We start from the raw sequence: 14,452 nt of genomic DNA on the forward strand, positions 1-14,452 counted from the left end.
ACCGCTGAATCGCAGCTTTTGCCCCAGAGGCTTTGAGGACTGACCAGAGACGATGAACGGCCTTTACGACGAATTCCGGGTGGCGCTGCACAGCGTCTGGACACGCCGTTGGCTCGTGCTCGCCGTGGCGTGGGCAATCTGCATCCTCGGCTGGCTCGCGGTCGCCTCGATTCCGAACCGCTATGACAGCCGCGCTCGCTTGCTGGTCGATATCAATCAGATTTTGCCCGACGACGCGGCGGGTGCCAGCGGGCAGCAGATCGACCAGATCCGCGAAACGCTGACCAGTGCGCGCAATCTGGAAAAAGTGGCGGCAACGACCGGCTTGATCGGTCCCGATGCGGGCGAACGCGACAAGGCGGGCGCCGTCGCGATGCTGCAAAACAACATCAAGGTCGTCCCGCAGCAACAGAATATCTTCGAAATCACGTCGTCCGTAGCGGTCGGCAGCCTGTCGGACGCCGACAATGCCAAGCTGGCATCGGGCGTGCTCGACAGCCTGATCACCGTGTTTCGTGACGATCAACTCCGCGGTGGCCGCACGGACGCGCGCGAAGGGTTGAAGTTTCTCGACGCCCAGATCGCCGATCGCGAAACCGCGCTGCGCGAGATCGAGGCGCGGCGCGCGACCTTCGAGGCGCAGAATATTGGCTTGATCCCCGGCGGCTCGGGTTCGCCGGCGCAGCGCGTCGATGCGGCGCGCGCCGAACTCAGCCAGATCGATTCGCAGCTCATATCGGCGCAGGCCCAGCTTTCGGCTGCGAGCGGTCAGCTTGCTTCAACGCCTGCCACGGTAGCGGGCGGCAATGGCGGCGTCGGTGGCAGCGTTGCGCGCCAGCAGCTTGCCGGCGCACAGGGCGAATTGTCGGCGATGCATGCACGCGGCCTGACCGATGCGCATCCCGACGTGATCGCGCTCAAGAGCCAGATCGCTTCGTTGAAGGCGATCGCCGACCGCGAAGGCACCGGCGGCGGCGGTGGTGGGGTGCAGAACCCAGCGTATGCCTCGCTGGCAGCGATGCGTGCCGAGCGTCAGGCGACGGTGAGCGCGTTGAATGCTCGCAAGGCGCAGCTCATGGGCGATATCGCCCGGATCACCTCGCAGCAGATCCAGAACCCCGGCATCGCGGCCGAATATGACCGCATCAACGGCGAATACACCGCGCTGAAGGCGCAATATGACAAGCTTCTCGGCCAGCGCGAACAAGTCCGGATGCGCGGGCAGGTGCAGACGGAAACCGATGCGATCAAGGTTGAACTGCTCGACCCGCCTTCGAAGCCGACAAGCCCTGCGGCGCCAAACCGACCACTGTTTCTGACGCTCGTGCTCATTGCCGGGCTGGGCGGCGGCGTCGCCGCGGCGTTCGGCCTCAGCCAGGTACGCACGAGCTATGCGACCGCGGCGAAGCTCGAACGCGCGAGCGGACTGCCGGTGATTGGTTCGATTACCGAGGTGGTAACCCCCGAGCGCCATGTCGAACGCAAGAAAAGGCTGGTGTGGCTCGCCGGCGGAGCGGGGGCGCTCGTCGGCCTCTATGCGCTGCTGCTGATCGCCGAGTTCGTCCAGCGCGGCATGGTCGCGTGAGCGGGGAAGAAGACATGAACGATCAACGCCCCGTCAAGCGCCCGCCTTCGCTGCTCGAACGCGCGGCCGACATGTTCGGTCTCGACCCCGCGAAGGACGCGGCGACCATCGACGTTTCGAAGCTGCCGCCGGAGCCCGAGAAAAGGGTTCGCAAGAGCAAGGCGCAGACCGAATCCGTCGTCGAGGTTCGGCAGGCCGAAGTCCTGCCGCCGATCGTCGAAACTGCGCCCGCGGTCGAAGCGGCGCCAGCGCCGACACCCTCGGCGCGCAAGGACGTCGCCAGGGCCGCCCCTGCCGTCGTTCCAACGCGGCAAGGAAGCATCGATCGCGCGCGTCTCGCCGCCAACAGCATGATCGTACCGGGCGCGCCTGTCACGGGCATTTCCGAAGAATATCGCATCGTGAAGCGCGAGATCATCCGGAACTTTTCGGGCACCGCGAACCGGCCGGTCGTGCCGCGCGGACATCGCGTCCTGATCGCGTCCGCCAACCCCGGCGAAGGCAAGACCTTTTCCGCTGTCAACCTCGCACTCAGCCTCGCGGTCGAAGCCGACCACGATGTGCTGCTGATCGACGCCGATATCGCGAAGCCGAGCGTGCTCGATACGCTGGGCCTCGAAAACGGCCCGGGTCTGATGGATGCGCTGGCGGATCCGCACCTGCCGCTCGGCGATTGCCTGATCCAGACCGATATTCCGGGGCTGAAGGTCATGCCTGCGGGGACGCAGCGCCTGAACGATACCGAATTGCTCGCATCGGCGCGGACCGAGGCCTTGCTTGCCCAGCTTGAGGCGGGCGCGCCCGGGCGCATTCTGATCCTCGATTCGCCTCCGGTTCTTGCGGCGTCGCCCGCTGCGGTGCTTGCGGGGCACGTCGGCCAGCTGATCATGGTCGTGCGCGCCGACCAGACGATGGAAAGCGCATTGCGCGATGCGATCGGACTGATGGGCGCGTGCCCGCATATCCAGCTTCTCCTCAACGGAGTGAAATTCTCGCCGGGCGGCCGCCGCTTCGGCACCTATTATGGACAGGGAGGCGCGTCATGATGCGCACCAATGCCAGTATGCGCCGTGGGGCGGCGCTTGCGGCGCTGTTGCTCGCCGGAACCGCGACGAGCGCGCAGGCGCAGTTTTCGGGTGATCCGGGCGCGAGCGATGCGTCGCCCCGGGGAGCATCCGCTGCCGACGGTGCCGCGGACAAGAAGGGCAAGCGTGGCGAACGCCAGCGCAAGGAACGCCGCGTCGATGTCAGCCCCTATCTCGAAGTCGGGCAGGTGCTCAGCGCCGACCTCAAGAATGGCGGCGATGTTCTGACCTATACGACCGCGGCGATCGGCGTCGACGTTGCGGTGGCGACGCGCCGGGCGGAGGTCGCGGCGGGTGTCCGGTACGAGCATCAGTTCGGCTGGGGCAAACAGAACGATCAGGATGTGATCAGCGGTATCGCGCGCGGGCGGGTCGATGTCGCGCAGGGGCTCAGTCTCGAAGGCGGCGCGCTTGCCACGCGCACGCGCGCCGACGGTGGCGGCAGCGACAGCAGCCTGTTCGTCGGCAACCGGAACAATGTTGCGAACACCTATTCCTTTTATGCCGGCCCGACCTTCGCGCGCCGTATCGGCGGACTGGATGTCGGGGCGGGGTATCGCTTCGGCTACACCAAGGTCGACGTGGACGCGCCGACATTGCTGCCGTCCGGCGCGCTCGTGCAAAATGTCTTCGACAGCTCGACAAACCATGTCGCCTGGGCAAGCGTCGGCCAGCGGCCGGGTGATCTGCCGTTCGGCTGGCAGGTTTCCGGCGGCTATGAACGCGAGGACGCGAGCCAGCTGGACCAACGCTATGAAGGCAAATTCGCGCGCGCCGACGTGACCGTGCCGGTCGGCCCGACCTTGGCGCTGCTTGGCGGTGTCGGCTATGAGAATATCGAGATCGGCCAGCGCGATCCGGTGCTCGACGTCAACGGCGTGCCGGTCCGCGACGCCAGCGGTCGCTTCGTCACCGACACGTCGACGCCGCGCAAGCTTGCGTTCGATACCGACGGGTTGATCTGGGATGCGGGCGTCATGTGGCAGCCAAGCCGTCGCACGTCGCTTACTGCAAAGGTCGGCCGCCGTTATGGCGACATGATCTACACCGGCAGTTTCGTTTATCGCCCCGACCACGCGACGACGTTTCAGGTCGGCGTTTATGACGGGCTTTCCAGCTTCGGGCGCGGGCTGTCGACCGGGCTAGCGGCGCTTCCGACGCAGTTCGACCCCTTGCGCAACCCGATAACCGGCGATTTCAACAATTGCGTCTTCGGCGAACAGGGTGGGGGTTGCCTGGGCAATCAGCTCGGCACGCCGACCGCGGCGCAGTTCCGCAATAGCGGCGTCCAGGCCGTCATGAGTTCGCGCACCTATGGCTGGAGCTATGGCGTCGGCGTCGGCTATGATCGCCGCCGCCTGCTGGTGCCGCGTACGTCGCCGATCGCGTCGCTCAACGGCATCACGGACGAGAATTATTATCTGTTCCTGACCGCTGGCCATCCGATCGACCGCGATTCCGACATTACCTTGTCGGGCTATCTCAATTATTTCGACAATGGTTCGCCGGGGGGCAGTGATGTCCAGTCCGCCGGTCTGACGGCATCCTATGGACGGCGTTTCTGGCGCGGCCTGACGGGAACGGCGGCCGCCAGCCTGACCGCTTTCGATCAGGACGGCTTCAACAGCCAGTTGATCGGATCCGCTCTGGTGGGCCTGCGTTACAATTTCTGATTCGGGGAACAGGCGATGTACGATCAATATTATGGTTTCACCGGCCGTCCCTTCCAGCTGACGCCGGACCCCGCTTTCTATTTCGAGAGCGGCACGCACCGGAAGGCCATGTCCTACCTTGGCTACGGCCTCGCGCAGGGAGAGGGCTTCATCGTCATCACCGGCGATGTCGGTGCGGGCAAGACGACCCTCGTCGGGCACCTCATGAACACGATCGACCCCAATCGGCTGACCGCGGTCAAGCTGGTGTCGACGCAGGTCGAGGGCGACGACCTTCTCCGCCTTGTCGCGGAGCAGTTCGGCCTTGAATGGGAAGGGCAAAGCAAGGCCGAATTGCTGCGTTCGATGGAGGAATATCTGCGCGACCAGGCGCGCGCCGGCCGCCGCACCCTTCTGATCGTCGACGAGGGACAAAATCTCGCCATCTCGGCGCTCGAAGAGCTGCGGATGCTGTCGAACTTCCAGCTCGGCGGTCATTCGCTGCTGCAGATCTTCCTGCTGGGGCAGCCCGAATTCCGCCAGACGCTGTTCCACACGCCGACGCTCGAACAACTTCGCCAGCGTGTGATCGCGACGCACCACCTCGATCCGATGGAGCCCGAGGAAGTCGAACCCTATATCCTCCACCGCCTGAAGAAGGTTGGCTGGACCGGAAATCCCAGTTTCGCGCCCGAGGCGTACGAACTGATCTTCGATTATAGCGACGGCGTGCCGCGCAAGTTGAACGTGCTGGTCAGCCGTCTGCTGCTGTTCGGCGCGGTCGAGGAACTGCATCGCATCTCGGCGCAGCATGTCCGCAATGTCATCGCCGAGGTCGAAGCCGATCGCGGCGTCGACGAGGCGAGCCTCGCGCCGCTGCCGGTCGAGGAGGTCGTCGCGCATGCCGCGGCCGCTGTTGCGCCGGCCGAGGATCGCGCGCTCGATTGGCCTGCGGCGGCGCCGGACGGGCGAGCGCCGTTCGCTGCGCCGATCGAAGTCGGCGAGACAGCGGATAATTCTGCGCCCGTGGCGCCCGCCATCGACGAGGCACAGATCGCCGAGCTTCAGCGGCATATCGCGAGCCTCGAGGAACGGCTGGTCGAACAGGACGCGGCGCTGCGTCGCGTACTCGACCTGCTGATCGAATGGGTCGAACGTGATCCCGAGAACGCACCCAACCCGGCGAAATCCGAGGTCTGGGCCGCGTGACGCGCTGAGCATCATCCGCTACGAGGTTGATGAAGGTGAGGAAAAATGCAGAACGGCCTGTCGGTCGATGTCGAGGACTGGTTTCAGGTCGGCGCATTTGAGCGCACGATCGACCGTGCCGACTGGCCGGCGCTGGAATGCCGCGTCGAGGCGAATGGCGATGCCGTGCTGCAAATATTCTCCGACGCGGGGGTTCGGGGCACGTTCTTCACGCTCGGCTGGGTTGCCGAACGCTATCCTGCATTGATCAAGCGCATTGTCGATGCGGGGCACGAACTCGCGAGCCACGGCTATGACCACAAACGGGTGTTCCACATGACGGCCGACGAGTTCGCGGCGGACCTGAAGAAGACGCAGGCGATTCTCGAAGATATCGGAGGCACCCCAATTCGCGGGTATCGCGCGCCCAGCTTTTCGGTCGACGCGCGCACACCGTGGGCTCACCCGGTTCTCGCCGAACAGGGCTATGCCTATTCGTCGAGCGTCGCGCCGGTGGTGCACGATCATTATGGCTGGTCGGAAAGTCCGCGCCATGTCTGGCAGCCGCTTGATGACAGCGCGCTCGTCGAATGGCCGGTGGCGACCGCCCGGATCGCCGGGCGCACGCTCGCGGCGGGCGGCGGAGGGTTCATGCGGATGCTGCCATATGGCTTCACACGCTGGGCCGTCGCGCGAATGAATGCCGAAGGCCATCCGGCCATCCTCTATTTCCACCCGTGGGAGATCGATCCCGGGCAGCCGCGGGTCGCGAACGCGCCGATCAGGTCGAAAGTTCGTCATTACACCGGCTTGGCGGCCATGGCTGGCAAGCTGAAGAAGCTGCTTGCCGATTTCGAATGGACGCGGGCCGATGCTCTGCTTCCGGCCCAACAGGAGCGCGCCCGGCCATGGCGCGCCGCTGCGTGAACGCACCCGTGCATCCGGTAATGGACGCGATCACGGTGTTGCCGCTGGACGACCCGGCGGCATGGGATGCCTATGTCGTCGCCCACCGGGACGCTACGCCGTTCCACAGCAGCGCCTGGTGCCGCGCGGTGACGAAAGCGACTGGCCATCGGTGCCATGCGCTGGCGGCGTATGATGCGAAAGGCGCGATGGCGGGTTTGTTGCCGCTCCACCACATCCGCTCGCCGCTGTTCGGGCAGGCGCTGGTTGCCACGGGCTTCGCCGTCGATGGGGGGATGCTCGTCGGCAGCAAGTCGGTTGCCGCCGCGCTTTCAGAAGCGGCGGCCGGGCTGGCCCGGACGCTCGGCATTTCATCGGTCGAGTTGCGCGGCGGTCCCCTGCCGGACGGCGAAGGCTGGCGCCGCGAAGACGGGACCTATGCGGGTTTCATCCGCGATCTTGCAACCGACGATGAGGCCGAACTGCTCGCCATTCCCCGCAAACAGCGGGCCGAAGTGCGCAAGGCGCTGGAAAGCGACCTGACCGTGACGACGGGGCACGGCGCGGCCGAGCGGCGCGATCATTATCGCATCTATGCGACGAGCGTCCGCAACCTCGGCACGCCGGTCTTTCCGAAACGGCTCTTTGATGCGGTGCTCGATGCCTTCGGTGACGATGCCGATATCCTGACCATTCGCGAGAAGGGCCAGCCGGTCGCCAGTGTGCTGAGCCTGTACTGGCGTGGTGCGGTCATGCCCTATTGGGGCGGCGGCACGGCCGCCGCGCGCAAGTTGCGCGCCAACGAACTGATGTATTTCGCGCTGATGCGGCACGCTCGTGCAAAGCGATGCGCCCGGTTCGATTTCGGCCGGTCCAAGGTTGGAACCGGCCCCTGGTCGTACAAGAAGAACTGGGGTTTCGAACCGCGCCCGCTCGTCTATTCGCGTTGGCTCGCGCCGGGTGAGGCGGCGCGCGACACGAATCCGAACAGCGCCAAATACCGGTTGCAGGTCGATCTTTGGAAAAAGCTGCCGCTCTGGGCGGCGAACCGCATCGGGCCGTTGATCGCGCGCGGACTGGGTTAGCCGGAGATGCCCGAAATCCTGTTTCTCGTCCATCGCGCGCCTTGGCCGCCCGACCGCGGTGACCGGATCCGTAGCTGGCACATGTTCGAAGCGCTTGCAAAGCTGGCGCCGGTGCATGTCGTGGCGCTGGCCGACAACGAGGCCGGCGCGGATATGGCGCGCCGAAAAATGGCACCGCTTTGCAAAAGCTTGTTGATTGAGGTGCGCAAGGCATCTCGTCCGATCGCACTTGCGCAGGCGGTATGGCGCGGCGAACCGGTATCGAACCGGCTGTTCAGGAGCGCGGCTGTCATACGGCATGTCGACGGGTTGCTGCGCGGGCGCGACATCACGCATATCGTCGCCTTCTCGGGCCAGATGGCGCAATATCTGCCGGACGCATTCGACGGTCCCGTCATCATGGATTTCGTCGATGTCGACTCCGCGAAATTCGCAACTTACGCGGCGCAGGATGCTCGGCAGCCGCTGCACTGGATTCATGCGCGCGAGGCGCGCGAACTGGGCGCGTTCGAGGTCGCCGTCGCGCGCGCCGTCGATACCAGCCTCTTCGTCAGCGAAGCCGAAGCCGCGCTCTTTCGCGACCAAAGCGGTCTCGGCGTCGACAAGGTTCGCGCGGTCGAGAATGGCATCGACACCGATGTTTTCGATCCATCGCTGCCCTTCGAAGCGATCGACCGACCTGCGGGACCGCTGGCGGTCTTTACCGGGCAGATGGACTATCGTCCGAACATCGACGCCGTGCGCTGGTTCGCGACCGACGTGCTTCCGATCATCCGTCGCCGCCATGCTGCTGCGGGCTTCGCCATCGTCGGCCGCGCCCCGACCGAAGAGGTGCGCGCACTGGCGGCGCTGCCCGGCGTGACCGTCACCGGCGAGGTACCCGACATGCGCCCCTGGCTCGCAGCGGCCGATGCGGTCGTGGCGCCATTGCTGCTCGCGCGCGGGGTGCAGAACAAGTTGCTCGAAGCCATGGCGATGGCGCGGCCGGTGGTTGCGAGCGCCGCTGCCGCAACGGGGATCGACGCCCAGCCCGGGACGCACCTGCTTGTCGCCGAGGGTGCGGGCGCAATGGCAGCCGCGACCGTGAAGCTTTTCGACGATCCCGATGCGGCCACGAAAATGGGCCAGGCAGCGCGCGCGCAGATGATTGCCCGCTACGGTTGGGGCGCGCGGTTGGCTCCGCTCGCGGGCCTGTTGGGGCTGGCGGCATGACGGCGGCGGAGACGATGGCTTCGGCAAAGGGCTGGACGCACTGGCAGCGGCATCTGACAGCACTTGCGGCGCTGTCGGCTGCGATCATTGCCATTTTCCATCGCGATGCCGCGGACATGGTTGGGATCTGGTGGCACAGCTCCACCTTCACCCATTGTCTGTTGATGGTGCCGATGATCGGCTGGCTCGTTTCGCAGCGCACGGCGCTGCTGAAGCCGCTGATGCCGGCCTGCTGGTGGCGGGCGCTTGTCTGGATCGCGGGAGCCGGGGTGGTCTGGCTGGTCGGCGAAGCGGCCGGCGTCGCTTTGTTTCGCCAACTCGGGCTGGTGTTGATGTTGCAGGGTGCGGTCGCCGTTACCCTGGGTGAAAAGCTGACGAGAGGCCTGCTCTTTCCGCTCGCCTATGCGCTGCTGCTCGTGCCGTTCGGTGAGGAGCTCGTCCCGCTTCTCCAGACGCTGACGGCGCAGATTTCGATGCTGCTGCTCCATCTCTCGGGCTTGCCGGCCGAGCTGGAAGGCGTCTTCATCACGACGCGCGCCGGCTTCTTCGAAGTGGCGGAGGCCTGCTCGGGGGTCAATTTCCTGATCGCGATGCTCGCCTATTCGGTGTTCGCCGCGCATCTGTGTTTCAAAAGCTGGACGCGGCGGATCGTGTTCGTCGCGCTGGCACTCGCAACGACGATCCTTGCCAACGCCCTGCGCGCCTATGGCACGATGGTCGCCGCCGAAATCTGGGGGATAGAGGCGGCGGGCGGGATCGATCATGTCTTTTACGGGTGGGTCTTCTTCGGGCTGGTCGTGCTGGTCGTGATGCTCGTCGCACGGCGTTCGTTCGACCGGCCGGCGAACGATATCGCCGTCGATGTAACGCGGCTGGGCGGTGTGCCGCGTCACGTCGGTTCGGCGAAAATGGTGCTTCCCGCCGCGCTTGCCATTCCCTTGCTGTTCGTGGGCTGGGCAATGCTGATCGGTGGCCGATCGGCGCCGCTTCCAGGGAGCATGCCGGTTGCGACGCCTCCCGGCTGGATGGCTGCTTCGCCTGGACAAGTGGCGTGGCTCCCGCGTTTCGACGGCGCCGATCAGCAGGTCGTCCGTCATTTCGAAGATGCCGCCGGTCGCCGCGTTACCGTCGCGATCGGCGGATACCGGCGGCAAGCCGAGGGGCGCGAAGTCGTCGGATTCGGACAGGGCGCGATCGACCCGGACAGCAGATGGGCGTGGAGCGCGGCGTTGGCCCCCATTGACGGCGGCAAGGCCGAACGGTTGCTTCATCCCGGCCCCGTGCTGCGCGATGCCGTGACTTGGTATGTCGTCGACGGTCGGGTTTCCGGAAGCGGGCGCGCCGCCAAGCTGGCGGGTCTGGAAGCGCGTTTATTTGGTGGCGATCCGCGTGCGCTGTCGCTGATCGTGTCGTCTGAAGAGGTAAAAGGCGGCCACGATGCGATCGCCGATTTCGTTTCCGCGTCGGGCGGAGCGCAGGCGATGGCTGACCGCGCGCTGAAACTGCGCTAAGCGATACGGACATGTGTGGGATCGCGGGCATTTATCATCTGGAGACGGCAAAGCCCGTCGATCCGTCGCGCGTTCGCGCCATGTTGCATCCGATGGCGCATCGTGGGCCCGACGGTTCGGGCGAGTGGACCGCACCGGGGGTGGGTCTTGGGCACCTCCGCCTCTCGATCATCGATATCGAGGGTAGCCCCCAGCCGATGGCGAGCGACGACGAGGCAGTCATGCTCACCTATAACGGCGAGATCTATAATTTTCGCGAGCTGCGTGCCGAGCTCGAGGATCGCGGCCATCGCTTCCGGACCAGTGGCGATACCGAGGTGATCATCGCCGCCTGGCGGCAATGGGGGCCCGATTGCCTGTCGCGGTTGAATGGCATGTTCGCATTCGCGATCCACGATCATCGGCGTGCTTGCCTGTTTCTCGCGCGCGACCGGCTGGGCGTGAAGCCGCTCCACGTTGCGCGCCTGTCGGACGGTTCGATCGCCTTTGCGTCGGAACTGAAAGGCCTGCTTCGCCATCCGTTGCTGCGGCAGGAGGCCAATCTGACGGCGGTCGAGGATTTCCTCGCGCTGGGTTATGTACCCGATGACAATTGCATCGTCGCAGGGGTCGAGAAATTGCCCGCCGGGCATTTCCTCCTTCTCGAACGCGGCAAGCCTGTGCCGGCGCCGACGCGCTGGTGGGCGCCCGACTTTTCCCGGCGTGTCCGGGCGAGCGAGGGGGAGGCGGCCGAACATCTTCTTCACCTGATGCGCGCCGCCGTTACCGATCGCATGGTCGCCGACGTGCCGCTCGGCGCGTTCCTGTCGGGCGGCGTCGACAGCAGCGCGGTTGTCGCGTTGATGGCAGAGGGGAGCGCGAAGGCGGTCAAGACGTGCACGATCGGATTCGATCAGGCATCGCTCGACGAGACCGTCTATGCGCAGCAGATCGCCGCGAGGTTCGCGACCGACCATCGCACGCGCACCGTTGCCGCCTCCGATTTCGCGATCGTCGACAGGATCGCCGACATGTTCGACGAGCCGTTCGCCGACGCCAGCGCCTTGCCGACCTATCGCGTCTGCGAACTCGCCCGCGAGGACGTGACCGTGGCGCTTTCCGGCGATGGCGCGGACGAGGCGTTCGCCGGGTATCGCCGCCTCGTTTTTCAACATCAGGAGGAACGGCTACGCGGGTTGATCCCGCGTGTCCTGCGCAAGGGGCTGTTCGGACCATTGTCGCGCATATGGCCGCAAATGGACTGGGCACCCCGGCCGCTGCGCGCCCGCGCCACGCTGGCGAGCCTGGCAAAGAGCGGGGCGGAGGGATATTCGGAGGCGGTCGGGGTTACGGGGCCCGCACAGCGTGCGCGGTTGTTCAACGATGCGGCGGTGACCGCGCTTGGCGATCATATTGCCGAAGCGCGCTACTGGAAGGCGATGCATGAGGCGCCAGCGCGCGAACCGCTCGATCGGGCGCAATATGCCGACCTTCAGATATGGCTCCCCGGTGACATCCTGACCAAGACCGACCGGATGAGTATGGCGGTCAGCCTCGAAGCCCGCGAACCGCTGCTCGATTATCGCCTGATCGAATTTGCCGCGAGCCTGCCCGCGTCGATGCGCGTCAAGGGCGGGACGGGAAAGGCGATCATGAAGCAGGCGCTGGAACGCTATTTGCCGCACGATATTCTGTACCGTCCCAAGATGGGGTTCGTGACCCCTGTCTCGCAATGGTTCCGGGGGCCGCTGGTCGAGCAGGCAAGGGCGCTCGCGACCTCGTCGACGCTGGCGCGCGCGGGCTGGTTCGACATGGCGGAAATCGAACGGGTCGTCGCCGCGCATCAGTCGGGGCGGCGCGACCATGGGCGACTGATCTGGCAATTCTTCATGCTGGAGAAGTCGTTGGCGAAGCTGTTCGGGATATAGCGCTTCCGCCCGAGCGGTGTTGATGGTCGTTACGAGGACGTGCCAGACGTCGACCGACCATTCTCGTCATCGCCGGGACGACCGTGTCTGGACCGCTAGCTGTCATTTCGTCCTGCGGAAGAAGATCGAAGGGCGTAGATGAATCGCCACGCCCTTTTAACGACTTGCTGCTAGGCTGCGCGCGATGACGGTTCATCCCGCCTTTCCCATCAGCGGTACGCCAGTGCCTTCCGACGCGGCGCCCTTGACGGTGCGCGTCGTCGATCCGCTCGCGTTGTCGGACGACCTTGCCGCGGCTTGGGACCGACTTGCCGACGGGGCCAGCGAGCCCAATCCTTTCGCCGAACGCTGGTGTCTGCAATCGGCGCTGCATCTGCTCGATCCCGACCGGCGGGCGCGGCTGGTGTTCGTCCGGGAGGGGAGTGACGGCGCGCTCATCGGGGTGATGCCGCTTGCGCCGGCGTCCAGATATGGACGTTTGCCGTTGCGGCACGTGACGGGTTGGGCTCACCCCAACCAGTTCCATGGCGCGCCACTCGTCCGGGCCGGAATGGAGCATCTCTTCTGGTCGATCCTGCTGGGTTGGTGCGATGCCTCGGATTGGGCGCACACGCTGCTTCATGTGCCGCGACTGACCGAAGATGGGCCTTTGCACCTCGCGCTTGTCGATGCTGTGCGGGCGCGCGGCGCCGAGGCCGAGGTCGTACATCGCGAGGAGCGCGCGTTGCTGGAAAGCAGCCTGTCGCCCGAAGCCTATTGGGATGAAGCCGTACGCGCAAAAAAGCGCAAGGAACTCCGCCGTCAGGCCAATCGGCTTGCCGAGCAGGGGCTCCCCTCCTTCCGCCATTGGCGGGCCGGGGATGGGCTCAACGTCTGGATCGACGATTTCCTCCATCTCGAGGTGCGCGGCTGGAAAGGCAAAGCGGAATCGGCGCTGGCCAGCCATGGCGAGACCGAAGCCTGGTTTCGGGCGATCCTTGCGGGTGCGGCCGAAGCGGGCAAGCTGGACATGCGTTCACTCGATCTCGACGGGCGGCCGCTCGCGATCCTGATCAATTTCCTGTGCCCGCCGGGCGGCTTTTCTTTCAAGACGGCGTTCGATGAGGAATATGCGCGTTTTTCGCCCGGCGTGCTGTTGCAGCAAGCGAACCTCGATCTGCTGAACGATGGCCGTCTCGGGTGGGTGGACAGCTGCGCGGCGCCCGGACATCCGATGATCGACAGTGTGTGGCGCGAGCGCCGTCATCTCGTGTGGATCAATGCGCCCTTGTCGGGCGGTTCCGACCGGCTGCGCTTTCGCGCGCTGGCCAAGGTAGAGAGGGTCTGGCGGCGCTGGAAAGACGGGCCATCGGTCGCCAGTTCTGTGCAGGATGCGACATGAAAACCGTGCAAGCTGACCTCGAACATGTCTTCCCCGACGAAACGATCGCCCGGATGGAGGCTCTCTATCCCGCGCAGGCGGGGCTGCTGCATCATCTTCTGCCCGATCATCCGCTTCTTTCGCTCGAGGCGTTGGCACAGCTTGGCGAAGGCCTGCCTGGCGCGCAGGTCGAATATAATCCCGGCGATGTGCCGATCGGCATCAAGCCCGCGGACATCCCCACGAATGGCCTTTCGATCGGCGAGACAATCCGCACGATCGATACCAACCGCAGCTGGGCCGTGCTCAAGAATATCGAGACCGTCGCCGAATATCGCGCGCTCCTCATGGATCTTCTCGGCGAACTGAAGTCCGTAGTCGAGCCGCGGACCGGCGCCATGCTGACGCCGCAGGGCTTTGTCTTCATCTCTTCGCCCGGATCGATCACGCCGTTCCATTTCGATCCCGAGCATAACATCCTGCTGCAACTGCGCGGACGGAAAGTGATGAATGTCTGGCCGGCGGGCGATGAGCGCTTTGCGCATCGTGTCGAGCATGAACGCTATCACACGGGCGGCCACCGCAACCTGCCGTGGCAAGAGGCGTATCGGGACGGGGCGCAGCAGGTGCCGCTCGGTCCGGGTGACGCCGTGCTGATGCCGGTGATGGCGCCGCATTTCGTTGCCAATGGAGACGCGCCGTCGGTGTCGCTTTCGATCACCTGGCGCAGCGAGTGGAGCTATCGCGAGTCGGAGGCGCATGCTGCCAACGCCGCGCTTCGGCGTATGGGGCTCGACCCCGCCATGCCGCCGCGCTGGCCAAGCTATGCCTGGGTAAAGACCGTCGGCTGGCGTATCGCGCGCAAGCTTGGGTTGGTGTCCTGAACCGCCCGTTACAGATTGCTTTCAATTCAGAACATTTGGCGTTATGGGCGCGCATCCCGATATTTCGAGGTCCTAGA

General features: G+C 65.3%; 11 protein-coding genes. All 11 read left to right on the forward strand.

Annotated features, from left to right (window positions below; translation table 11 throughout):
* Positions 1–52: 52 nt before the first annotated feature.
* On the forward strand, positions 53–1,585 hold the full coding sequence (locus tag JNM03_RS03515) for an XrtA system polysaccharide chain length determinant (RefSeq protein WP_294034412.1): 1,533 nt from the start codon (positions 53–55) through the stop codon (positions 1,583–1,585).
* A gap of 14 nt (positions 1,586–1,599) precedes the next feature.
* Positions 1,600–2,631: a P-loop NTPase gene (locus JNM03_RS03520; RefSeq protein ID WP_294034414.1), complete on the forward strand. Its 1,032-nt coding sequence runs from the start codon at positions 1,600–1,602 to the stop codon at positions 2,629–2,631.
* On the forward strand, positions 2,628–4,343 hold the full coding sequence (locus tag JNM03_RS03525; protein WP_294034416.1) for a hypothetical protein: 1,716 nt from the start codon (positions 2,628–2,630) through the stop codon (positions 4,341–4,343). The genes JNM03_RS03520 and JNM03_RS03525 overlap by 4 nt, the downstream gene beginning before the upstream one ends.
* A gap of 15 nt (positions 4,344–4,358) precedes the next feature.
* Entirely contained in the window at positions 4,359–5,531 is a 1,173-nt protein-coding gene (locus tag JNM03_RS03530) for an XrtA/PEP-CTERM system-associated ATPase (protein WP_294034418.1), read from the forward strand.
* A 45-nt stretch (positions 5,532–5,576) separates the two neighbouring features.
* The gene (locus JNM03_RS03535) at positions 5,577–6,437 is read left to right on the forward strand and encodes an XrtA system polysaccharide deacetylase (RefSeq protein ID WP_294034419.1); all 861 of its coding nucleotides are present in this window, start codon (positions 5,577–5,579) and stop codon (positions 6,435–6,437) included.
* The gene (locus JNM03_RS03540) at positions 6,419–7,501 is read left to right on the forward strand and encodes a FemAB family XrtA/PEP-CTERM system-associated protein (protein ID WP_294034421.1); all 1,083 of its coding nucleotides are present in this window, start codon (positions 6,419–6,421) and stop codon (positions 7,499–7,501) included. Before JNM03_RS03535 ends, JNM03_RS03540 begins: the two co-directional genes overlap by 19 nt.
* Positions 7,502–7,507: 6 nt before the next feature.
* Positions 7,508–8,713 carry a TIGR03087 family PEP-CTERM/XrtA system glycosyltransferase gene (locus tag JNM03_RS03545; protein WP_294034423.1) on the forward strand — a complete coding sequence of 402 codons (1,206 nt, stop codon included), beginning with the start codon at positions 7,508–7,510 and terminating at the stop codon, positions 8,711–8,713.
* Positions 8,710–10,224, forward strand: coding sequence for an exosortase A (gene xrtA, locus JNM03_RS03550; protein ID WP_294034425.1), 1,515 nt, complete (start codon positions 8,710–8,712; stop codon positions 10,222–10,224). Before JNM03_RS03545 ends, xrtA begins: the two co-directional genes overlap by 4 nt.
* A gap of 11 nt (positions 10,225–10,235) precedes the next feature.
* Positions 10,236–12,131, forward strand: coding sequence for an XrtA/PEP-CTERM system amidotransferase (locus JNM03_RS03555; RefSeq protein ID WP_294034426.1), 1,896 nt, complete (start codon positions 10,236–10,238; stop codon positions 12,129–12,131).
* Between the two features lie 184 nt (positions 12,132–12,315).
* Positions 12,316–13,512: a GNAT family N-acetyltransferase gene (locus tag JNM03_RS03560; protein ID WP_294034428.1), complete on the forward strand. Its 1,197-nt coding sequence runs from the start codon at positions 12,316–12,318 to the stop codon at positions 13,510–13,512.
* Entirely contained in the window at positions 13,509–14,375 is an 867-nt protein-coding gene (locus JNM03_RS03565) for a cupin-like domain-containing protein (RefSeq protein ID WP_294034430.1), read from the forward strand. The genes JNM03_RS03560 and JNM03_RS03565 overlap by 4 nt, the downstream gene beginning before the upstream one ends.
* The last annotated feature ends 77 nt before the right edge of the window (positions 14,376–14,452 follow it).

This window comes from Sphingopyxis sp., assembly GCF_016793825.1.
GTDB lineage: Bacteria > Pseudomonadota > Alphaproteobacteria > Sphingomonadales > Sphingomonadaceae > Sphingopyxis.